Consider the following 21,837-nt stretch of genomic DNA (forward strand, 5'->3'; position numbering starts at 1 on the left):
TGGACATGGAAAAGACCATGTCCAGCCTAAATAAGATAAGAATCTTAGAAAATGATGAGCAAAAAAAGACAAATCCCAACTCAAATGAAGCATTTGAGTTGGGGTTTGTCGACAGTCTGAAACACGTCCTGCAGACGTGTTTTTTTACTAGGAGGGATTATTCAGAAGAATCATCATCTCGTTTTTTATTTTTTTGTTCTAATTGCTTCAAAGGAGGTTGTAACTTAATATCCCCTGTACTTTCCTTTGTTACAATCGTTTTCGGCGCAATACTTTGACTTACGACAAATCCATTCCCTTCAATATTTAAATGAACACCCGTCGCTTTCATAAACTTCATAACATCAGACTTAGACCAACCGGTCATATCCGGCATTACCATTTCTTTATCTGTTAATATTAATATTTTTTCATTTTCGATTAACTTCGTATTCGCTTGCGGAACAGTAGCTGTCACCTTTTTTCCATTACCTATTACAACTGGTTTGACATGCAAATTGGTTAATTCTTTAATAGCCTTATCTACATTTTTGTTAGTGTAATCAGGTATGTTATGAATCACTGGTTTTTCAATTGATTCATCTGGTTTAATATTTAAATATTGTAAACTATTTTTCATAACGGAATTAAATATTTTTGATACTGGGACACTACCACTTTCATATTTTTCTTTATCTAAATTTGGTTGTTTCACTAATACGTAAACAATGAGTTCTGGATCATCTGCCGGTGCAACACCAATAAAGGAAAACAAGTAATTATTCCATCCGGTTAAAAGACCTTTGCCAGATTCATAGATTTGGGCGGTACCTGTTTTTCCAGCAACAGTATACCCATCAATTTTAAAAGGTTTTCCGGTACCATGCTCACCATTTACAGTCGATTCTAACATCTTTAACGTTTGTTTTGCCGTTTCAGATGAAACTGGTGAACCTAATTCTTGCATCCCACTATTTTTTACGACATTCCCATCATCATCAACTATTTTCTCGATTAGATAAGGTTTCATCATTTTACCTTTATTTGTTATTGCCGTCATCGCTTGGATCATTTGCAATGCTGTAACACTCGTACCTTGCCCGTAAGAGGTAGCATATTGATCCCGTGGCCATTGATATTGAATCACACCCGCAGCTTCATTCGGTAAACCAATTCCCGTTGGCATACCAAATTTAAAGCGATCAATATAATTTCTGAATGTATCTGTACCCATTTTTTTCACAAGATTCGCCATTGCCACGTTGGAGGAGCGTTGGAATCCTTCGGCATATGTAATCTCACCCCAACCAACATCATTATGGTCTTTGATCGGTTGTGAACCTTCTACATTAAAAACCCCAGATTGATATTTTTCATTAGGGTTGAATATCCCCTCTTCAATGGCAGCTGCGAGTGGGACAAATTTAAAGGTTGATCCGGGTTCAAAAGCTGTTTCAACAATGAGATTTTGCCAATTTTCTTCAATACCTTCCCTCGTGTTCGGATCAAAAGTTGGGCGTTGTGACATGGCTAAAATAGCACCTGTTTTAGCGTCAGCAACAATTCCCATTATTTCAGTTGGCTCATACTCTTGATTGACTTCATTCATCGCTTCTTCAAGGAAGGTTTGAATTTTTCGATCAATCGTTAAGTATACGGTGTCACCATTTTCAGGCTCATTTACCTCCGCTCCAGAAGTCGGTAAAATATATCCCCATCGATCACTTTCATATTCGATTTTTCCATTTTTCCCTTCTAAATAATCATTTAAACTTGCCTCAATTCCTATTTGACCGACAAGTCTATGATGATTTGGATCGCTATAGTCCATGCTGGCAAATCCGATTAAATGGGAAGCAAGCACCCCATTCGGATAAGATCGTTTTGACTCGCGAACGAACGTAATTCCTGGTAGTTTTAAAGACTCGATTTTATTTTTCCGTTCATAGGACAAATTTCGACCAGCTTTTCCAAATTCAACTTGAAAGGCATCTTTTGTTAAAATGGAATAAATGTCAGACTTATCCATATCAATATATTGCGATAAAATCTCTGCCGTTTTTTCAGGATCAACGACATGTTTTGGAGAATCTGTATTTTTGGGAGAAACAGATGGATCTAGAACAGCTACTAATTTATATGTAATTGTATCATGTGCTAGCGGTTCTCCATTTCTATCTAATATAGAACCCCTAGAAGCTTCTAATATCGCGTCCTTTGCATATCGTTCCTTTGCATAGGCTCTTAATTCTTTACCTTCTACCTGACCGGTAATTTGAATGACTAAAAATCGATACGTTAATATAAAAAAGAGCAAACTGAATATTGTAAACAATGCCAGTGCTCTTCGATTCATACTTTTTCTTTTTTTCATGGTTTCGGTACTGCCTTTACGTTATTTTTTTGTAGCTCAAGTCCTTGTTCTTTTGCTACTTTTAATACTCTACCATATTCTAGTAATTCGTCAACCTGTCCTTGTAATTCTTCCATTTCCTTTGACTGCTCAACGATTTTTGCATCCATAACTTGTATTTCTCTATTTACTTTATATATGGATGTCTGATTGGAAATAATGAAGTAGGATAAGCAAAAACAAACGATCCCAAAGAGAATATAAATATACTTTTCTCCTTTTGTAATTCTTCTCTTCTTTTTTACGATACGTTTTTTTGGCTTCTGTTCCGGCTGTACAACTTCTTGAATGTGGTATTTTTTTGCTAAATTGCTCATATTATTCCCCCCTTATTACAGATCTTTTACTTTTTCCGCAATTCGAAGCTTTGCCGAATGTGCGCGGTGATTTTCTTTCAATTCTTCATCAGATGGCAGTATTGGCTTTCTAGTTATCACTTTTAATGTCGGTTGATATTCTTTCGGTACAATAGGCAGCCCAGAATACAACTCTGGAATTTCTGCATATTGTTTAAAGGTTTGTTTTGCAATGCGGTCTTCTAAAGAGTGAAACGTTATGACAGCCACTCTACCACCTTTTTTTAACAGTTCAATACTTTGCTCAAGAGAATACTCAAAGCTATTTAATTCATCATTTACCGCAATTCGTAAGGCTTGGAATACACGTTTAGCGGGATGTCCACCTTTTCGACGTGCTGGTGCGGGGATAGCTTCCTTAATTATATCGACAAGTTGACCAGTTGTTTCAATCGTCCGCTGATTTCTTACTTTTTCAATTTGTCTTGCAATTTGTTTAGAAAATTTTTCCTCACCATAACGAAAGAAAATCGAAACGAGTTTTTCGTACGGCCATTCATTCACGATTATTTTTGCAGTTAACTCATTTTCTTGATTCATACGCATGTCCAAAACAGCATCATGTTGATAACTAAACCCTCGTTCCGGTTCATCAAATTGTGGTGAAGATACTCCTAAATCATACAATATCCCATCAACCTGTTCGATGCCCCGCTTATTCAGTTCTTCTTTTATGGATGCAAAATTACGATGGATAAGCTCTACTTTATGTTGATAAGGTTTTAATTTCACTTTTGCATGTTCAATTGCCGTTAGATCTTGGTCAAAGGCATATAGTTTTCCGTCATCTGATAATTGCTTTACAATGGCCTCGCTATGACCGGCTCCACCTAATGTACAGTCAATATATATGCCATCAGGTTGAATATTTAACCCTTCCACGGCTTCGTGTAAAAGAACAGTTTTATGTTTAAACATGGGAATTCTTCCTTTCTTTGTCATGCTAAATTACTTACGTTGTAGCTTAGAAAATATTTTCCCCTTACAAGTCAAAATCAATCAAATTCTCAGCGATTTCTGCAAAGGATTCTTCTGATTCAGCAAAATAGCTTTCCCAAATCTCTCTATTCCAAATTTCTATTCGATTGGAAACACCTAATATGACACATTCTTTTTCAAGCTGTCCATATTGAAGCAAAGTGGAAGGAATATTGATACGACCTTGTTTATCGAGTTCACATTCTGTGGCACCTGAAAAGAAAAATCTTGCGAAGGCTCGTGCATCTTTTTTCGTCATTGGGAGGGATTTGATCTTTTCTTCTATTACTTTCCATTCATCCATGGGATAACCAAATAAACATTGGTCAAGTCCTCGGGTTAATACGAAAGTACTGCCGAGATTTTCGCGAAATTTGGCAGGAACAATGAGTCTGCCTTTCGCATCAACATTATGTCGATATTCTCCCATGAACATGTAATTTCCCTCCACTTCTTAACCTAAATTTACCACATTCCCCCACTTCGCGCCACCATTTTTTAAGACGTTATAAAAATGTAAAAATAGAGAAGATGTTTTTGCAAGAAAAGAAAAAAACTGCCATGATGGCAGTTTTTTCGACGGAATCTATTGTCTTATTTTCTGAATATTATTACATTTTGATTACAAAGTGATTACCATTACAAGTTAGTGGAAGTTCTTGAACACGGTTAATAAATAACAAACCATATTTATTTAGAAAATAAAAGATATTCCAACATCGTTCTTGCAATCCTCCAAAAGGAAGTAAAGCAAGTTCAATTCGGTCGTATTTACTTAAAACGTGATGATTTTTTTGTTTTACTAACTCATCTGCTTTATTTAATAAATAATCTAACTGATTGGTTATATATTTTGCGTTTTTCTCGATAATCGGAAGCATCCCTTTATCAAATTGAAGGAATTTTTCGTATACCCTTTTATATTGTTGTAATATTTCTTTTCTTGCAATGGCAACTGTATCTTCGATCGTTTTCTCTTTTAACGATTCAATAAACAGTTCTTTTTCTTTCGCCACACCGTTTTTCAAGACATCTTCCAATTTTAATTGGAATTCTTTTACATAAGCTTCGACATTTCTTTCTAAATAAGTAATATTCATCCGTGGCACAATAATTGGAATTTTAATTTCGGCTAGTTCAAAGATGTTCTTTAATTCGGCCCAATAGGATATTTCACCAGGTCCTGCGATAAAGGCCAAAGTAGGAAATAGAAATTCTTGCATTAATGGACGGGTGACGACATTGTTACTAAATTTTTCAGGTGATTGTTCTAAAATTCGAAGTAGATCTGATTTTGCGAAGGTAACTCCATCAGCAACAACTCTTTCTATGTCGCGATTGTACCGAAGCAATATCCGCTCGTCATTTTGTTCATAAAACAATTGAAAACTATCTTTATCACTTTCGATCATATTTTTATAACCTTTAAGATGAAGGGTATGTTGTTGTTCTAATAATAAGTCTGTAATTACTTCACCGTGATCAATCATCCATTTGAAGTAAGGTTGTTCTATTTTTCTTAATTCTGGATGTGCTGAATCAACTAGAAGTAAGCCGTAATCTTTGAAAAGCGCTGTAATAATTTTTGCAAAAAAGTCCGTATAAGTCATCTGATCTTGAACTTGTGCATCGAGAAAATCTAGTACATCTTTTGTAAATGGTGTTTCTCCAAAACTAGCGATTACATCTCGATACCATTTTTTCAACTGTTGTTTATTTAAACTTACTTTAGAGACCATTCGTTTTTGTTTGTTATCTTTCTGATGAAACGTCGTCTTACTTAATAATCCTTCATTTAACTTGTAAACATGGTTAACTTCGAAAATATCATGGTCTTCGCCTGCAATCCAGAAAATCGGAACGATTGGTTTTCCCAGAACGGCTTCCTTTTGGCGAGCATAGTTAATGATGGATATGATTTTATGTATCGTATATAACGGACCTGTCAAAAGTCCTGCTTGTTGGCCTCCAATCACAACGACACTGTCCGGTTGTTCAAGTCGTTCAAGGGACTTGTCAATTTCCCTAGATTGAGCAAACTTCTTCATATATTTTTTAATATGAATCGCAAGTTTCCTCCGAGGAAATTCACGGTTCATTAATTCATCATATCGAGCAAATAAATCCTCATCACTGCGGAAATTATAATGAAACAATGATGACTTATTATTTTCAATATATTGATTGACAAGATTATTTTTTGAAGCTAATTGTAATTGAAGCACTTCCATGAAGTGTAACTTCCTTTCATTTAAATTTTATTTATGTAAAACCTTTTTATAAATAGATGATGGTATTTCAGATGATAGACAAGCCTGCCCCCGAAATGTCCCTTTCTTGATAATTTGATTGATCGCTCCAATATCTCCAAACAACAAATTGAATCATACCATAAATGATACAATAGAATCATCTCAAATTAGTCATTAAAAATGAGAGAACCTCAAATTTTAATCTCTATAATGAAAACACGAAGCACGAAACCGACCAAAGCCCGTATAATACAATGGATACCTTACGTCCTATTTCTTTTACATAACGCTTCATAGGCAGCAAGGAGAAATGGAACATGTAAATTGTTTTTCTCCGCTTTTTCAATTAAAGGTGTAAGAATACCATCAATTTCCATACGATTATTTAATTTCAAATCACGTAACATCGATGATTCATTTTCTGCCGTGTTTTGACAAACCGTTTGTAAATATTGATAGACTTCTTCCTTATTAGAAATCTGAAGTATACTAGCTACTTCCATATAAAATTGTTGAAACAAGTAATTATAAAAAGGATTTGTTAGTAATTGTCCATTTTTTATATTTAATAATGCTGTTAACGGATTAATCACTGCATTCACTAGTAATTTATGTTTTAACATTTTCCAGTAGTCTTTTTCAATAATAAAAGGGAAGTCTTCGGTTGATATTTGTTCTTTAACAGTACGAATCTTTTCTTCTGTTCCTTTAAATATGGAAAAACGGGTAACGCCATCTCCAGTATGACGAACGACTCGATCATTTTCTTTCATAGCCCCATGTTCCACCACACCGACAAGTATATGTTTATGCGGAAGCTTTTCTATTTGCGATAAATGACCAATTCCATTTTGTAAAAAGATAAGAATTGTGTTTTTATCTGTTTGTAGAAGTATAGGCATTAAACTTTCTAAATGATAATGTTTGACACAAACAATGATTAACTCTTCATGATCTAATGTTTCGGAAACCTTAGCTTGAATAGGGACTAATTGTTCGTCATATTGTTTTTTTAAACGAATAGGATGACGGTTGATCTTGTTAGCTTGCGATATTCTGCGACAGTAAAGTGTTACCTTATGATGTTTACTTAAATAACAAGCATATAACAAACCAATTGAACCGCCACCAATGATACCTATTTTCATTTCTACTCACCTGGTCACTTTTATATCCATATTATCAAAAACACTCCGTAAATACATCGATTTAAACTTCTTTTAACCTTATTTTCAAAACGTTTTTATAAAAAAATAAAGCTGTTCTGACTTCGAAAGTCAATAACAGCTTGTTTTTTTAAAATATTATACGGGATAAACTGGATGTTTTCGCTCACTAAATGGGATATCTTTTGATTCATACATAGATAGACGATCAATAAGTGCATCTCGTAATTCGTTTGGTTCGACGATATCATCGATAATTAGTTCTGAAGCAAGTTTATATATATTAATTTGATCTTTATATTCATCTTGTTTTTGTTTTATAAACTGATATCTTTCTTTCGGATCTTCAATTTCATTAATTTTTCGCGCGTAAACCGCGTTTACTGCAGCCTCAGGCCCCATAACAGCAATTTGAGCTGTCGGTAACGCAAGACAAACATCGGGTTCAAAGGCTGGACCGGCCATTGCATATAAACCTGCCCCGTAAGCCTTCCGAACGATAACAGAAATTTTCGGTACTGTTGCACTACTCATTGCGGCAATCATTTTTGCACCATGACGAATAATACCTTGTCTTTCCACTTGTGTACCAATCATAAAACCTGGGACATCCGCTAAAAAGATGAGCGGAATATGATATGCATCACAAAGCATAATAAACTTCGCAGCTTTGTCAGCTGAATCAATAAATAAAACGCCGCCTTTTACTTTCGGCTGGTTTGCAATAATTCCTACCGTTTGCCCATTCATTCTTGCTAAACCTGTAATAATTTCCGGTGCAAATAATTTTTTGATCTCAAAGAAACTACCTTCGTCAATCAATGTATCAATACAATCATACATATTAAAAGGCACATTTTGATTTGTAGGAATAATTTGTTCCAGTGACTCTTCAGACTGTGGTTTAGATCCAGCTAATTTTTTTGTTTTCTCCGTATAATTTTGCGGGAAGTAAGTGATATATTTTTTCGCAGCTTCAATCGCTTCTTCTTCATTTTCAGCTAAATAATCACCACAACCACTTACGGTACAATGCATTCTTGCACCGCCCATTTCCTCCAAAGTAACTTTTTCACCGATCACTTTTTCTGCCATTCTTGGCGAGCCTAAATACATCGATGCATTTTTATCGACCATAATGACAATATCACAAAATGCAGGTATATAGGCTCCTCCAGCGGCTGAAGGACCGAATAAAATACAAATTTGTGGAACCATGCCACTCATTTTCACCTGATTATAAAAAATACGACCTGCACCACGACGATTTGGAAACATATCTACTTGATCAGTAATTCTCGCACCAGCTGAATCTACTAAATAAAAGATTGGCACCTTTAATTTCATCGCTGTTTCTTGTATACGTATAATTTTTTCAACGGTTCGCGCACCCCAAGAACCAGCTTTAACGGTAGAGTCATTTGCCATTACACAAACAACCCGGCCGTTGATTTTACCAATAGCTGTTACAACTCCATCAGCAGGCAAGTCACCTGCCTCATAATTTGCAAAGGCACCATCTTCTTGATATTCACCATTATCAAATAATAAACGTAAACGATCACGAACAAATCGTTTGTTTTTTTCTTTTAATCTTTGATGATACTCAGATTGTCCCCCTTTGTAAATGCTATTACGTTTCTCTCGTAAATCAGTGGATAGTTTTGTTACCATATCCAACCCCCCTAGTCATTAACCGATTGTAATTAATATATCTCCTTCATTTACAAAGTCTCCTTCTGAAACATGAATCTTTTTAATTTCACCTGCAAATTTACTTTCAACTGGAATTTCCATCTTCATCGATTCTAAAACGACCGTTACTTGTCCTTCTTCTATTTGTTCTCCTTCATTGACAAGAAGTTGAAAAACGGTACCAGCCATTTCTGCATAAATTTCTTTCATAATTTCACACTCCTTAGTTCGTTACCATTTGTTTTAATAAATTTGTTGAATAGGATCCTCTTTTAAAATCTGGATTTTCCAATATATGTAAAAATAATGGGATATTTGTTTGAATACCACTAATTTTTGTTTCTTTAAAAAACGACCTTGCCACTTGTAAACATTGTTCTCTATTTTCCTCATGGACAATTACCTTTGCAATTAATGGATCATAAAAAGGTGTAACCGTGTTTCCTTGTTCATATCCTGAATCAATTCGTATGTTGGTCTGATTGCCCCAATTTAATGTAGAAATTTTTCCAGGAGATGGGTAAAAATTGTTCGGATTTTCTGCATAAACGCGAAATTCAATGGCATGTCCAAAAGATTTGATGCTTTCTTGTTGTAGAGGTATCTCTAAACCTTTGGCAATTTTGATTTGCCATTCCACTAAATCGATACCACAAATTCTTTCTGTTACCGGATGTTCTACTTGAAGTCGTGTATTCATTTCAAGAAAATAAATATTTTCTGCTTCATCGACAATAAATTCAACCGTTCCTGCATTCGTATAAGATACGGCTTTAGCAGCTCGTTTAGCCGCTTCATATAATTTTTCTCTCGTCTGTTCACTAAGATTTGGCGAATGAGTTTCTTCTATTACTTTTTGATTCCTTCTTTGGACAGAACAGTTTCTTTCATATAAATGAATTACATTCCCATTTTGGTCACCGAATATTTGCACCTCAATATGACGAGCATTGGGGATGAATTTTTCCAGGAAAACGCTTTCGGAATTAAAGTATGCTTTTGCTCGAGACTGAATCTTCGAGAAAGATGTTGATAGCTCTTGTTCATTTTTACAAAGCACCATTCCAATTCCGCCTCCACCCCCACTTGCTTTAAGCATGACAGGGTAGCCGATTTCCTTCGCTACTTGTATAGCTTCCGAAACGGATGTTACACCTCCGTCCGAACCAGGTACAACAGGCACTCCAGCCTCTACCATCGCTCTCCTTGCTGAAATCTTATCTCCCATTAAAGTAAGTATATCTGCATTTGGACCAATGAAAGTAATACCAGCCTGTTCTATTCGTTTTACAAAATCGCCATTCTCAGATAATAAACCATAACCAGGATGAATGGCTTCAACATTATAGTTGGTTGCAACTTCAATTATTTTTTCCATATTTAAATAGGAATCTTTCACAGGACCCTTGCCAATACAAATCGCATCATCCGCCTCTTTTACATAGGGCAATTCACTGTCTGCTTCAGAATAGACGGCAACAGTCTCAATTTCTAGTTGTTTACAAGTTGTTATGATTCGTCTAGCAATTTCACCTCGATTAGCGATTAATATCCGTTTCAAGCTATCCTCTCCCCTTGCCATCTTTTGTAACAAAATTTATAAAAGGTTTGAGTGTATAATAAAAAACCTTTTATATTTATATATTCTTTATACATCGACAAATTCCTTCAATTTTTCGAAATCATTTACTTTTTTAAAAACATTTATTATGTATTCAAAAAAAATATTCATTTCATACATTTTCTATTAAAAATAGAAAGCTCCCACTGTATCTTTTAACCTGACAAAATATTACAGCGGGGCTTTTTTATTTAATTCCTCATTTATTTATTTATTTCGAATCACATCTAAGTTCCCGTTCGGATCCATTTGAAATTTCATCCGAACATTATTTTCATCTTCTTTTACTGCTAATTTTCTCGCCTTCTCCATAATGGAAAGTAATGCTAGATAATCATCTTTTAATGCCTTGTTCTCTTTTTTCAACATTTCATTTTCACGGGTTGCTTCTTGTTCTTTCTTTTCTAATGTTTGATAGCGTTCTTTTAAACTTTCTAATTCTTGACTCAATGATTCAATTTTCTTTTCCTTTTCCTTGAATTGTTCTAAATACGTAATAATTTGATCTAAGGAAAGTTTTTCATATTTTCTTGTTGGCTGTTCGATTTCCTCTATTTTTTCTACATTCACTTCATATAACGTTTGTGGATTCTTTTTTAACTGTTTACGTTGTTTTTTCGCTAGCTCAATCCCTGTTTTATATTGTTTTCGAACAAATGAATTCCAGCGAAAACCACATGCAGCTGGGGTTCGATTCAATTTTTGCCCTACTTCTTCAAAGGCTTTTAATTGTGTACTCCCCTCTCTAATATGTCGCAAAACAACTTCTGCCAAAAGTAAGTCTTCATCCTTTGTCCATGCATCTTGACGGACGATCGTCATACATATCCCTCCTAAACAATTTCAATCTCTCTATCCATAAGGAAACTTAAGAGAAAAATTGGACATTTCATAAACTAATGTTTAATAATGTATATGCATTAAATAGAAACGGTAGACTTTTTTCATCTATCTAAGCAGGTCCAAAATTAAAAAGAATACGAAAGGAAAAAATAATAGACAAACTCTATGAAGAAGAGATATAAGAAACAAGAATTGTAGATATTGAGGATAAGAATGGAGAATTGATCTGAAGTCCGATGTAAAGTATGATGATTCTCATCAATAAAAAGAGGTTGCTTTAAAAAACTTATCCTTTTAAAGCAACCTCTTTCATTCATTATTTACTGATCACTTCTTTACCTTTATAAGTTCCACAACTTGGGCAAACGCGGTGAGCTAATTTCATTTCTCCGCAATTTGGGCATTCTGTCATGCCAGGAACTCTTAATTTATAATGTGTACGACGTAGGCGTTTTCTAGTTTTTGATGTTCTTCTAAATGGTACAGCCATGTTTCCCACCTCCTTAAACAGGATGAATATCAATCGTTTTCTTGATTAAGTAATTTAGCAAGTTTAGCTAATCGAGGATCTACTTTTTGCTCATTGTTCTTTTCTTCTTCTTGAACAAATTGCCAATCATTTCCGGATAACAGAGATGCTGGGATTTCTTCATCCTCATCGCCATAAACTTGAATAGGAATTTCAAGTAAAATTAATTCTTCTATGATCGGGGTTAAATCGATCTTCCCACCTTGTACAACATGCACATTATCATCCGCGTATTCTTCAACATCCGATATTTCATCACGAAAGACTTCTGTCGTTTGAATCGAAAAAGGATAGGAAACATCTTCCCATGTTCTTGAATTCGGTAAAATCATCTCACCTGAAATGTGAAGATGAAATGTGACTTCTTTCGCATGAATATCCGCAGTTCCTTTTACACGTACAGGTGAAATGGATCGAATTTGTGGATCTCTCAGTCTAACTGAATCCAAGTTTACCTTTTCATCAAAGGTTAACCCTTTATTTTTAAATTTTTGTAACTGTGTCATCGACCACTTCATTAAAATCACCCCAAGGCAACAAAGGTTATTATAGCTTTACTAGCACGATTTGTCAATATTTTTTCTTTACAGTCTTGATTGTTAAAGGAAAAAATTACATAATGTTAACAACTAGTCTTTTCTTAATTTTGGCTATTTTTTCAGCAATTATTCGAAAGACCATAAAGTAAGACTTTTGAAACTATAAATTACATATTACCATTTTTTTGTAAAAAAGAATACACCATAAAAGTTTAAATGGAGGTAACAATGAAAAGTTGTGGTATCGTTGTTGAATATAATCCGTTTCATAACGGTCATCTCTATCATCTGCACAAAGCGAAAGAAGCGACTAAAGCTGACGTCGTCATCGCCGTTATGAGTGGAAACTTTTTACAAAGAGGTGAACCTGCTCTCGTTTCCAAATACTTCCGAACAAAAATGGCCCTTGAAAACGGCGTTGATATTGTCGTTGAACTCCCATATGCCTTTGCCACCCAAAGAGCAGACATTTTTGCAAAAGGCGCGATAGATATCCTTAACAGTCTTCGGTGTTCCTACCTTTGTTTTGGTAGTGAATCAGGTCATATTGAACAATTTTTAAAAACTTACGATTTGATGCAAGAAAAAGAAAATGAATATAATCAATTCGTCAAACTCTTTATGAAAGAAGGTTTTAGTTATCCCGAGGCAACTTCCCGAGCCTTCAAAAACATTTTGTACGAAAACCATCTTCTTGATCTATCAAAACCAAATAATATTTTAGGGTATCATTACATAAAAGCAATGAAAGACCTCCATTCCGATATGGAACCCGTTACAATTAAAAGGGTCAATTCCGGATATCATGACATATCACTTTCTCCATCAAACATTTCAAGCGCAACTAGTATACGAGAAGCGTTATTTGAAACAAAAAGGTTAGAAGCCATTAAAAAACAAGTTCCACTTGAATCGTATAATTTACTCGTTCATTATCATGAAAAGTTCCATACCTTTGTCCGTTGGGAAAACCTTTGGCCATATTTAAAATACCGCATTTTACAAAGTGAACCGGAAGAATTGAAAGAAATATATGAAATAGAAGAAGGGTTGGAAAACCGTTTTATTCGCTTCGCAAAAGATTCCATCACATTTCATGAATTTATGGAAAAAGTAAAAACGAAACGATATACATGGACAAGATTACAACGAGCATGTGTACACCTATTAACAAACAGTCGTAAAACCATGATGCATAAGCGTTCAAAACGAGCGGAATACATCCGTTTGTTAGGCTTTACAAAGAAAGGAAGAGCTTATATTCGTCAAAACAAAGATCATTTTACATTGCCAATCATTTCAAAACTTTCCCAAGCTGATCGAGAGATCATTCGGCTAGATGTGAAAGCAAGTCATATTTATTCCTTTGCTTTTCAAACCGAAATTGGTCAACAAGTTATCAACGAAGAATTCCAACAACCACCTATTATAAAATAAGGGCTGTCCAGATTGGACTGCCCTTCCAACTATTTTTCCTTTAACGTTTGTAAAAATCGAATGGCATCATCAAAGTCATCAACGGGAACGATTTTCATGTCCGTTCCAATATCTTTTGCTGTTTTCACTGCGATTTCATAGTTGGATTCTTTTTTACCATTTTCATTCGGCGCAAAGAAAATCTCTGCCCCCGCTTTATCAGCCGCCACAACCTTTTGATCAATCCCCCCAATTGGTCCTACCTTTCCGTCCGGGGAAATTGTCCCTGTTCCAGCAATGCTGAATCCTTTCGTGATGTCCTCATCAATTAATTGATTATAGATTTCTAAAGCGAACATTAATCCTGCAGATGGGCCACCGATTTCACTTGTATTAATATCCACCTCCGGATTAGACATAATTTCTTTATCTTCTACAAGGCTAATTCCTATTCCAGGTTTGCCAATTTCCTCAATAATTCTTAATTCAATTGTTTCTGTGATTATTTTTTCGTTTCGATTGATTGTTACTTCAATTTTATCTCCAGCTTGTTTACTTTGAATATAATCAGTAAACCCTTTTGCAGAGTCAAAGGTCTCTCCATCAATACTTGTAATCCGATCACCAGCTTTTAAAACACCCTCAGCAGGGCTACCGTCCATCACATTTAATATGTAAATCCCATTCATTTGAACTTTAATCTCTTTTCCTGCCTTCTCATAGGCCAATTGAATGGCATTTTCTTGAGAATTTTCCATGTAATAAAGTTGACGAATCTGGTATTCTTCATCGGTTTCATTTTCCAATCGGATCGCTTCTATAGGTTCTAATTGATAATATTCATTCACTTTCGTCATTAAAAAAGTAATGATATTGGCTTTGCCAATCCGAATAGTTGTTAACATAAATTCACCATCATTTTCATAACCATTTTCCACATCGATAATTTCATCTAATACTTTTGCTAAACCTGGTCTTGATACATAATAAGGTAGTGGATAAAAGTTAACAAATAAAATGATAATTAGAACAAACGAAAAAATAAGAATACGACTTTTTCTTTTCACCTAATGTTACTCCTTCCAACTTTGGATCACGTTTTTAATTTCTTTGATTGCTTTTCGTGTTACTTCTTCCCCTGCTTGCACAAATGTGTCAATTTCTTCAAACGCGTAAGAACTATAATGTTGAATAGGTGGGCGTAAATAAATATCTGAAAGCAGCTCTCGGTTTTGCACCAGTTCTTGTTGCATAATATCCAGACTTTGTAAAATTACACCGTAAATATTTGTAATTTCTGGGTTTTTATTTAGACCTGAAACATCTACAGCGATAACAATATCCGCTCCCATTTCTTTCACAACAGAAACCGGTACGCGATCAGCAACCCCACCATCAACAAGCATTTTCCCTTCTATCACTTCAGGTACGAAAATACCCGGAATGGATATACTCGCTCTTACAGCTTCAGCAACCGATCCTGATTTAAAAACAACCTTTTCTCCATTGTAGATATCAGTCGCTACTATTGCTATATTTGGATATAACTGCTCTATTTTTTTATGATGTGTAAATAGACGAATAAAATCTTTAATCCGTTTACCCGAAATAAAGCCTAATTTTGGAGGCATAGTTACATCGATAAAAAATTTCCGTTTGAAGGAATGAGCGATTTTTAACATTGTATCAATACTATGTCCTGCACCGTAAAAAGCAGCGACAAGTGCCCCCATACTACTGCCAGCAATCATATGAATGGGTATATTTTCCTGTTGTAATACCTTTAAAACACCGACATGCGCAAATCCTCTTGCACCGCCAGAGCCTAATGCCAACCCAATCTTCGGCCTTTCCATGAAATTCCTCCCCTCTGCTAACCCATAAAATATGTATATTTCCATTGAGTTCAAACATAACAATTTTTATTCTAGTAAATCAAACTCTGATGTAATCAACTACAAATTCATTCGAAAAGAGTATTGGAAGCAAATTTTATAATTCTTTTTTGACGCCAACGTTCATACATTATTTTAGAGAATGGACAAGTATTGATTTTATTTTATCATATTGACTTTATTGGCTAAAAATGTAAGGAGGAATAAACTTGCAATCTTCCAAATTCGTAACCATTCTTTTAGCATCCTCCGTCATGCTTTTTGCAATAGCATTAATTTCCCATCCGAAAGAAGCTCTCGATGCTTCGATATACGGTCTAAATACTTGGTGGGATGTTGTTTTTCCATCACTTCTCCCGTTTTTTATCATAGCAGAAGTATTGATTGGTTTTGGTGTTGTTAAATTTATCGGTGTTTTATTGGAACCGTTTATGCGTCCATTGTTTCATGTACCCGGGGTAGGGGGCTTTGTATGGTCAATGGGGATGGCTTCTGGAAACCCTGCAGGAGCAAAGTTTACTGTTCGACTGCGTGAGGAAAATCAAATTACGAGATTAGAAGCTGAAAGGTTGGTAGCCTTTACGAGTTGTGCCAATCCGTTATTTATATTTGGTGCTGTTGCCGTTGGTTTTTTTCATAACCCAGAGCTCGGCATTATCTTTGCCATTTCACATTATGGCGCAAATATTCTCGTTGGACTCGTAATGCGGTTTTACGGAAAAACAGAAAAAGAAAAAGGAGAGGCAACAAAATTTTCAATTATAGAAGCCTTTAACCAAATGCATGAAACAAGAATTGCTGATAAAAGACCAATCGGTAAATTACTTGGTGATGCGGTTATTTCTTCGATTAATACATTACTAATGATCGGTGGATTCATTATTCTTTTTTCCGTTGTTAATCGACTGTTGTCCATTATGAATATCACCGATTACTTAGCATTATGTATTCAATTATTATTCAAATTTCTCATGATTCCAATAGATTTAGCTATCCCTTTTATATCCGGTTTATTTGAAATGACGATCGGTAGCGATTTGATTAGTACAACAACAGGCGTTACACTATTACAACAGTCCGTTGTCGTTTCTTTTCTATTAGCCTTTGGCGGCTTTAGTATTCAAGCCCAAGTAGCCAGTATACTTTCGAAAAGTGATATTCGTTTTTTGCCATTTTTATTTGCCCGATTTTTACAAGGGATTTTTGCAGCAGTTCTAACTCTTTTTATTTGGGAACCAATTTATGAAAAAAATTTACAAGGAGAAAACCTTTCTCAACCTACGTTTTTCTTACTCGATCAAACCCAAATGACAACAATCATAGACTTCTTTACTCAATTCGGACCAATGATTACCATCTTTTCACTTGTTGTCTACATCCTAATTTATGCGAAAAGGACATCCAACTAAGCAATAAAAAAAGTCTGACCCATTGAAAAACAAAATGTTTTTCGTGGTGTCAGAACTTCAACTTATTTTGGGAATTTTTGCATTAATGCATCATTAACAACCGACGGGACGAGATCGGAAACATCGCCACGATATTTTGCCACTTCTTTTACAATACTTGAACTTAAAAATGAATATTGTTTATTGGTCATGATAAAAAATGTATCGATGTCAGGGTTTAACTTGCGATTCATTGCAGCGTTTCTCATCTCATACTCAAAATCAGAAATAGCACGAAGACCACGAAGAATGACTTTCGCATTTACACTTTTTGCATATTCAACTAAAAGGCCGTTAAATGAGTCTACCACAACATTCGGTATATCTTTTGTCGATTCTCTAATAAAATGAAGACGTTCCTCTAGTTCAAATAACGTTCTACTTTTTTCTGAATTATGTAATACTGTTACATACACTTTATCGAAAATTTTTGCCCCTCTTTTAATGATGTCTAAATGTCCATTTGTAATCGGATCAAAACTTCCGGGGCATACTGCAACTCTTTCCACTTTCCTTCCTCCTAATTGCTATAATGATATAATGAGATTGATATTGTACCATAATGCTCAGTGCGAATTTTTTCTAGACTTTCAACTTTTTCTGGCAAAATATTTTCCTTCGCATGTTCACATACAATGATACCGGAATTATTTAACAGTTGGTGATTTGAAATTTCTTTTAAAATTGTCGTATATACATCTTTTTTATAAGGGGGATCCATCCAAATTACATCAAACTTTAAACGGCGTTGAATCATAACCCGTAAAGCTCGTTTCCAATCATTTTTATATATCTCTGCCATCGATTCAAAACGACATATATTTACATTTTCCTTTATCGTGCGGATAGCTTTATAATCGGAATCAACAAAAATGACTTTGTCGAGCCCACGACTCAGACCTTCAATTCCTAAACCACCACTTCCTGCAAATAAATCAAGACCATAACCACCATCAAAATAAGGACCAATCATATTAAAAATCGCTTCTTTTACTTTATCAGTCGTTGGTCTCGTGTTTTTTCCTGGAACAGCTTTTAAGATTCTTCCTTTTTGAGATCCGGATATAACACGCAAACTATCACCTGAATTCTACCTATAAAATCAACTACATTTGTAAAATTTTAGTTCGTTTATCATCCTACCATAAACAGAAAAGAAAGGCTACCACGAAGAAAGACAAATTTTTTTGAAAAAAATGTATAAGTAGACGAAATTTGGTCATAATGAGAATGACAACATCAAACAAACGATGATGATGTTGTTGCCAACCGCGGAGAAGACTTACGTTTCCCCATAAGTTCTTCCTCCGGTTTCTCCTCTCCCTTTGCCTTCACTCATTTTTGAGTTTGAAGGAGCCCTGTAGATTTTCTACAGGGATTTTTTTATGTTCATTCTTTCAAAACATCGCTAGGGCGATTTTATATACCATTATTGTTAACCAAAAAAGGAGGGGTGTCGCAATGGACACCCTCTTCAAACATGCATCTTAGTAAATATACACTTGATCTGATAAGTGTATTACCCCAAAATGAAAAATGTCAGTAAATACCTTTTCTGTTACATATATTTTTTCATCGACTACAATGATCGGGTCAATGGACTGATCTAGGAAAAATCCATATTTTTCTTCATTAAAAATAAAAAAATCGCGATTTCTATATAAACGATACATATCAACACCATTCGCTAAATAATATTCATGATTTGATATGTGTGTAAAGTTAAAACCAAATTGTTTTACAACTGGTTCAAACGGAAAATATAGATGATGATTCCAAACAATAGCGGGTTCATTTAATACTGTTTCACCATGTAAGACAATCGGTTTATCTAATGTGAAGTACATTACTTCAGGCTTTCCTAAATTTGACAGGCATCTTTTAAAGAAAGACGTTTTCATCTTTTTTATCTTGCCTAAATAGTCATCCATTTTCTCAGCTGTTATAAAGCCTTTTGTTCTTAAAATATTATTGATTAATTGTTGCTTCTCAATGTCTGAAACATTTTCCTGCAATTCCTTTATATAAGGTTGAAGCTCGCTTGTCGGTTTTATGTTTGTAATATAAGTCGCTAATAATGCAAATAACCATCGTTCTTCTTCGTCCCCATTCCAAAAATTGGTTAGAAGAAATTGTTCGGTCCAGGCTTGTTCAAGCTTTTTTTCATGTTTTGTCGTAATGACGAGTGAAGGAAACCATTGGGGTGACATTTGATCTGTTAATAAAATGATTGGATATTTTTTATCACTGTCATTCGTAAATTTTTTTAGAAATGACAATTGATCCTTATCTATTTCTCCATCATGATACACAGAAACTTTCTTATCATAATTCATATATGAGAGCGGTTTTTTATGCCAAATTAATGGAAAATGTTCCTCATCTTCGCTCACAAAAGAAAAATATCGAACATGATCCAATTCTTCATTGTATACTAACGGTGCTGCCGTAATCCATGTACCTGACACTTCTTTATCAACAGCAATATGAATCGTTGTCAAAGATGTCTTCATTTTCTCTAAAGTAACATACCAATCTTGCAAAATCGATGTATTTTGATGAGCGTCAAATTGAATTTCATATCGAAAATTAACATTATCATGATCGATATTTAATGTTTGAGGACATTTGCGGCTTTGCTTGTTTCCACATCGAAAATTTGTTGCCGATTTAGGATAACGAACGGTAATGTCTTCACCATCTACATTATAAAATGTATGTGATATCAGCAGCCGATCAGCACGTTGCTTAATCTCGATTTGTTGTTCAATATTATTTATTTCTCTATATGTTGAACCAACTGTAAATTCAGTCCATTGCCAATAAATGACAACTGAAAAAATTAGGCTACATAAGAGAAAAATCCACCATAAGGACTTACGCATCTCCACTTTCTCCCTAAAAAACACGATGATGTTACTATTATACAATATATAAACAGGGAATCATGACCGAATCTACCGAGACTTTTTGACTAAATCTTGAAGCCACAAAAAAAGGCTGTTTTTATACAGCCCTTTTTATCAAAAACCTAGTTTATAATCATATTCTTCCGTTTTGTCTGTTTTCTTACTTTCAAATTCCGTTTTTAAAAATGGTCGATAGGAAGGTTCAACTCTTTTTACATATGAAAAACTACTTAATTTTTCCATTATTGACTCACATTCGTCCATATCACAATATAAAACAACATATTTTAAACGTTTTGATATATAATGGACGTTCCCATATTTTTTTAAATTTTTGGCTGCCTTTAGAGAATACAACCATACAATAATACCTTGTCTTTGTCCTATCATACATCTTCCCCTATTTCTATATCAATTATTGATCTATGCACTACATCCGCAACTGCCACCTGTTGAACAGCCAACTTTATGTTTCGTTTCAAAAAATGGATTACCAGTCTCCACTTTTACACTTTCTGAAACCGAACGACCGATAATTAAACTAATTTCATCAAGTAAATTTTGTAGTTCTGTTTCAGCACGTTTAAAATTGGCTACATTTTCATCCATATCCATTTCTCTTTTTGCTAGACGGGTTTCTTTCATAATAGTTTGATAATCTGGATGATAACGTCCAAATCGTTGAACATACTCATATTGTTCCTTTAATTTTGTGAACCTTTCAATTTTCTTTTGTGTTTCTGAACTAGTTTTCATTTTATATAAACATTGACGATAATTTTCGACCACATCACTATTTAAAATCATTTTTGCAATTCTTTCAGCAGTATCAAGAATTTGTACACTTTCTAATGTTGCAAGCATGCGTTGCACCTCCTCCTTTAATCATAACATAAAATACGAAAAATCGGGAATGGTTAATCTAATGTTTACAGAATAATCGTAATTTTTATGTATGAAATTCAAGACTGCCCATAGGACAGTCTTGAAAGGTTTTTATTATGTTTACTGATTCATATTTTCTAGCATAGAAAGCATCATATAGGCAATATTCATCCCCATGGACACTTTTTCTACTCGATCAGGAATTGTTTTTTTGTAATATTTCATTGCCGCTTGTTCAAATTGTTTTAATTTCCATGGACGTCTAGATAACTCTTGATACCAAATCGGCTGTTCTCGCAAAAAATGTTGCAAATCCTTTTTACTTACAATATAGTTATAGACATCTTTTCTCAAATATAACCACTTCCTTTAATCTTTTCGAAAAGAAAACGGGTTTTTAAAATTTCTTCGCTTAGTTCTATATCCAGTCGTTTCATGCGGATTTGCTTTATAATTTTCTTCCAAAAACTTTTGGAAATTTTCCAAAGCATCATTGATTTGACCGAGAAACTGTTGGACCTGGTCCATATCCATTTTTTTAATGTAATTCATAATTTGCTTGATAACCTCGGGAACATGATTTTCGTCTGTTGTTTGGGAATTTGTATTTTTGTCTGTTTCACTATGTGATTGCGAACGATATTTTTTCCACGATGGATCATCTTCACCTAATAAATACCATTCTTCATAAAGTTGTTGCCAAGTCATTTTCCCTTGTCTCACTTCAATAATTAATTTCGGATGTCGTTTAACAAATTGTTTAAATAAAGTCACATTTCGCCCCTTTTTACCAGACATCTTCCTCACCTCACGTCGTTCCATATATATAGCCTATGAATGTTATGCAAAAAAGGCACAAAATTTCTATAAAGAGAACGACAATAATTCATTAAAAAACAAAAAAAGTCGGTAC

General features: G+C 34.5%; 23 protein-coding genes. 2 read left to right on the forward strand and 21 right to left on the reverse strand.

What is annotated here, in order from left to right; translation table 11 throughout:
- Positions 1 to 157 precede the first annotated feature (157 nt).
- The 12 genes from OEV82_RS11365 to OEV82_RS11420 form a co-directional block, all read right to left on the reverse strand.
- Positions 158 to 2,353 carry a penicillin-binding protein gene (locus OEV82_RS11365; RefSeq protein ID WP_263061950.1) on the reverse strand — a complete coding sequence of 732 codons (2,196 nt, stop codon included), beginning with the start codon at positions 2,351 to 2,353 and terminating at the stop codon, positions 158 to 160.
- Positions 2,350 to 2,709, reverse strand: coding sequence for a cell division protein FtsL (ftsL, locus tag OEV82_RS11370; RefSeq protein WP_263061951.1), 360 nt, complete (start codon positions 2,707 to 2,709; stop codon positions 2,350 to 2,352). Before ftsL ends, OEV82_RS11365 begins: the two co-directional genes overlap by 4 nt.
- A 15-nt stretch (positions 2,710 to 2,724) precedes the next feature.
- On the reverse strand, positions 2,725 to 3,666 hold the full coding sequence (gene rsmH / locus OEV82_RS11375; protein ID WP_263061952.1) for a 16S rRNA (cytosine(1402)-N(4))-methyltransferase RsmH: 942 nt from the start codon (positions 3,664 to 3,666) through the stop codon (positions 2,725 to 2,727).
- 64 nt (positions 3,667 to 3,730) lie between these two features.
- Positions 3,731 to 4,162: a division/cell wall cluster transcriptional repressor MraZ gene (gene mraZ / locus OEV82_RS11380; protein WP_173662504.1), complete on the reverse strand. Its 432-nt coding sequence runs from the start codon at positions 4,160 to 4,162 to the stop codon at positions 3,731 to 3,733.
- A gap of 175 nt (positions 4,163 to 4,337) precedes the next feature.
- Complete coding sequence (bshC, locus tag OEV82_RS11385) at positions 4,338 to 5,957, reverse strand: bacillithiol biosynthesis cysteine-adding enzyme BshC (RefSeq protein ID WP_173662503.1); 1,620 nt, start codon at positions 5,955 to 5,957, stop codon at positions 4,338 to 4,340.
- Positions 5,958 to 6,241: 284 nt separating this feature from the next.
- Positions 6,242 to 7,126: a 2-dehydropantoate 2-reductase gene (locus tag OEV82_RS11390; RefSeq protein WP_263061953.1), complete on the reverse strand. Its 885-nt coding sequence runs from the start codon at positions 7,124 to 7,126 to the stop codon at positions 6,242 to 6,244.
- A 156-nt stretch (positions 7,127 to 7,282) separates the two neighbouring features.
- Entirely contained in the window at positions 7,283 to 8,818 is a 1,536-nt protein-coding gene (locus tag OEV82_RS11395; RefSeq protein WP_263061954.1) for an acyl-CoA carboxylase subunit beta, read from the reverse strand.
- A gap of 18 nt (positions 8,819 to 8,836) precedes the next feature.
- Positions 8,837 to 9,049: an acetyl-CoA carboxylase biotin carboxyl carrier protein subunit gene (locus tag OEV82_RS11400; RefSeq protein WP_263061955.1), complete on the reverse strand. Its 213-nt coding sequence runs from the start codon at positions 9,047 to 9,049 to the stop codon at positions 8,837 to 8,839.
- Between the two features lie 13 nt (positions 9,050 to 9,062).
- A complete protein-coding gene (locus OEV82_RS11405) occupies positions 9,063 to 10,400 on the reverse strand; it encodes an acetyl-CoA carboxylase biotin carboxylase subunit (protein ID WP_263061956.1) in 1,338 nt (445 codons plus the stop codon).
- A gap of 267 nt (positions 10,401 to 10,667) precedes the next feature.
- Complete coding sequence (locus OEV82_RS11410) at positions 10,668 to 11,282, reverse strand: RsfA family transcriptional regulator (protein WP_173662499.1); 615 nt, start codon at positions 11,280 to 11,282, stop codon at positions 10,668 to 10,670.
- A gap of 337 nt (positions 11,283 to 11,619) precedes the next feature.
- Complete coding sequence (rpmF, locus tag OEV82_RS11415) at positions 11,620 to 11,793, reverse strand: 50S ribosomal protein L32 (protein WP_173661609.1); 174 nt, start codon at positions 11,791 to 11,793, stop codon at positions 11,620 to 11,622.
- 29 nt (positions 11,794 to 11,822) lie between these two features.
- Positions 11,823 to 12,350: a YceD family protein gene (locus tag OEV82_RS11420; RefSeq protein ID WP_173661607.1), complete on the reverse strand. Its 528-nt coding sequence runs from the start codon at positions 12,348 to 12,350 to the stop codon at positions 11,823 to 11,825.
- Positions 12,351 to 12,599: 249 nt separating this feature from the next.
- On the opposite strand from OEV82_RS11420, the gene OEV82_RS11425 reads away from it, so the two are divergent.
- The gene (locus OEV82_RS11425) at positions 12,600 to 13,808 is read left to right on the forward strand and encodes a nucleotidyltransferase (protein ID WP_173661605.1); all 1,209 of its coding nucleotides are present in this window, start codon (positions 12,600 to 12,602) and stop codon (positions 13,806 to 13,808) included.
- Positions 13,809 to 13,837: 29 nt separating this feature from the next.
- On the opposite strand, the gene OEV82_RS11430 is transcribed toward OEV82_RS11425, so the two are convergent.
- Positions 13,838 to 14,854, reverse strand: coding sequence for a SepM family pheromone-processing serine protease (locus OEV82_RS11430; RefSeq protein WP_173661603.1), 1,017 nt, complete (start codon positions 14,852 to 14,854; stop codon positions 13,838 to 13,840).
- A 6-nt stretch (positions 14,855 to 14,860) separates the two neighbouring features.
- A complete protein-coding gene (locus tag OEV82_RS11435) occupies positions 14,861 to 15,643 on the reverse strand; it encodes a patatin-like phospholipase family protein (RefSeq protein WP_173661601.1) in 783 nt (260 codons plus the stop codon).
- Positions 15,644 to 15,891: 248 nt separating this feature from the next.
- Between OEV82_RS11435 and ylbJ the strand changes: the two genes are divergently transcribed.
- Complete coding sequence (gene ylbJ, locus OEV82_RS11440; RefSeq protein WP_263061957.1) at positions 15,892 to 17,091, forward strand: sporulation integral membrane protein YlbJ; 1,200 nt, start codon at positions 15,892 to 15,894, stop codon at positions 17,089 to 17,091.
- Positions 17,092 to 17,153: 62 nt separating this feature from the next.
- On the opposite strand, the gene coaD is transcribed toward ylbJ, so the two are convergent.
- From coaD to OEV82_RS11475, 7 genes are all read right to left on the reverse strand, one after another.
- Positions 17,154 to 17,639, reverse strand: coding sequence for a pantetheine-phosphate adenylyltransferase (gene coaD, locus OEV82_RS11445; RefSeq protein ID WP_263061958.1), 486 nt, complete (start codon positions 17,637 to 17,639; stop codon positions 17,154 to 17,156).
- An 11-nt stretch (positions 17,640 to 17,650) separates the two neighbouring features.
- Positions 17,651 to 18,205 (reverse strand): 16S rRNA (guanine(966)-N(2))-methyltransferase RsmD, encoded by a 555-nt coding sequence (rsmD, locus tag OEV82_RS11450; protein ID WP_173661595.1) that lies wholly within the window; start codon positions 18,203 to 18,205, stop codon positions 17,651 to 17,653.
- A 412-nt stretch (positions 18,206 to 18,617) separates the two neighbouring features.
- The gene (locus OEV82_RS11455) at positions 18,618 to 20,015 is read right to left on the reverse strand and encodes a hypothetical protein (RefSeq protein ID WP_263061959.1); all 1,398 of its coding nucleotides are present in this window, start codon (positions 20,013 to 20,015) and stop codon (positions 18,618 to 18,620) included.
- Between the two features lie 138 nt (positions 20,016 to 20,153).
- Positions 20,154 to 20,429, reverse strand: coding sequence for a YlbG family protein (locus tag OEV82_RS11460; RefSeq protein ID WP_173661591.1), 276 nt, complete (start codon positions 20,427 to 20,429; stop codon positions 20,154 to 20,156).
- 33 nt (positions 20,430 to 20,462) lie between these two features.
- Positions 20,463 to 20,903, reverse strand: a complete 441-nt coding sequence (locus OEV82_RS11465; RefSeq protein ID WP_173661589.1) for a YlbF family regulator — start codon at positions 20,901 to 20,903, stop codon at positions 20,463 to 20,465.
- 141 nt (positions 20,904 to 21,044) lie between these two features.
- Complete coding sequence (locus tag OEV82_RS11470) at positions 21,045 to 21,278, reverse strand: YlbE-like family protein (RefSeq protein WP_173661587.1); 234 nt, start codon at positions 21,276 to 21,278, stop codon at positions 21,045 to 21,047.
- Between the two features lie 15 nt (positions 21,279 to 21,293).
- Positions 21,294 to 21,722 (reverse strand): YlbD family protein, encoded by a 429-nt coding sequence (locus OEV82_RS11475; protein WP_173661585.1) that lies wholly within the window; start codon positions 21,720 to 21,722, stop codon positions 21,294 to 21,296.
- Between the last annotated feature and the right edge of the window lie 115 nt (positions 21,723 to 21,837).

The organism is Pallidibacillus thermolactis (assembly GCF_025660415.1).
In the GTDB taxonomy this organism is placed as follows: domain Bacteria; phylum Bacillota; class Bacilli; order Bacillales; family Caldibacillaceae; genus Pallidibacillus; species Pallidibacillus thermolactis.

Excerpts from the sequence above, each read along its gene's own strand:
- OEV82_RS11365 (WP_263061950.1), bottom strand. The coding sequence starts at position 2,353 with ATGAAAAAAAGAAAAAGTATGAATCGAAGAGCACTGGCATTGTTTACA.
- ftsL (WP_263061951.1), bottom strand. The coding sequence starts at position 2,709 with ATGAGCAATTTAGCAAAAAAATACCACATTCAAGAAGTTGTACAGCCG.
- rsmH (WP_263061952.1), bottom strand. The coding sequence starts at position 3,666 with ATGTTTAAACATAAAACTGTTCTTTTACACGAAGCCGTGGAAGGGTTA.
- mraZ (WP_173662504.1), bottom strand. The coding sequence starts at position 4,162 with ATGTTCATGGGAGAATATCGACATAATGTTGATGCGAAAGGCAGACTC.
- bshC (WP_173662503.1), bottom strand. The coding sequence starts at position 5,957 with ATGGAAGTGCTTCAATTACAATTAGCTTCAAAAAATAATCTTGTCAAT.
- OEV82_RS11390 (WP_263061953.1), bottom strand. The coding sequence starts at position 7,126 with ATGAAAATAGGTATCATTGGTGGCGGTTCAATTGGTTTGTTATATGCT.
- OEV82_RS11395 (WP_263061954.1), bottom strand. The coding sequence starts at position 8,818 with ATGGTAACAAAACTATCCACTGATTTACGAGAGAAACGTAATAGCATT.
- OEV82_RS11400 (WP_263061955.1), bottom strand. The coding sequence starts at position 9,049 with ATGAAAGAAATTTATGCAGAAATGGCTGGTACCGTTTTTCAACTTCTT.
- OEV82_RS11410 (WP_173662499.1), bottom strand. The coding sequence starts at position 11,282 with ATGACGATCGTCCGTCAAGATGCATGGACAAAGGATGAAGACTTACTT.
- rpmF (WP_173661609.1), bottom strand. The coding sequence starts at position 11,793 with ATGGCTGTACCATTTAGAAGAACATCAAAAACTAGAAAACGCCTACGT.
- OEV82_RS11420 (WP_173661607.1), bottom strand. The coding sequence starts at position 12,350 with ATGAAGTGGTCGATGACACAGTTACAAAAATTTAAAAATAAAGGGTTA.
- OEV82_RS11425 (WP_173661605.1), top strand. The coding sequence starts at position 12,600 with ATGAAAAGTTGTGGTATCGTTGTTGAATATAATCCGTTTCATAACGGT.
- OEV82_RS11435 (WP_173661601.1), bottom strand. The coding sequence starts at position 15,643 with ATGGAAAGGCCGAAGATTGGGTTGGCATTAGGCTCTGGCGGTGCAAGA.
- OEV82_RS11455 (WP_263061959.1), bottom strand. The coding sequence starts at position 20,015 with ATGCGTAAGTCCTTATGGTGGATTTTTCTCTTATGTAGCCTAATTTTT.
- OEV82_RS11460 (WP_173661591.1), bottom strand. The coding sequence starts at position 20,429 with ATGATAGGACAAAGACAAGGTATTATTGTATGGTTGTATTCTCTAAAG.
- OEV82_RS11465 (WP_173661589.1), bottom strand. The coding sequence starts at position 20,903 with ATGCTTGCAACATTAGAAAGTGTACAAATTCTTGATACTGCTGAAAGA.
- OEV82_RS11475 (WP_173661585.1), bottom strand. The coding sequence starts at position 21,722 with ATGTCTGGTAAAAAGGGGCGAAATGTGACTTTATTTAAACAATTTGTT.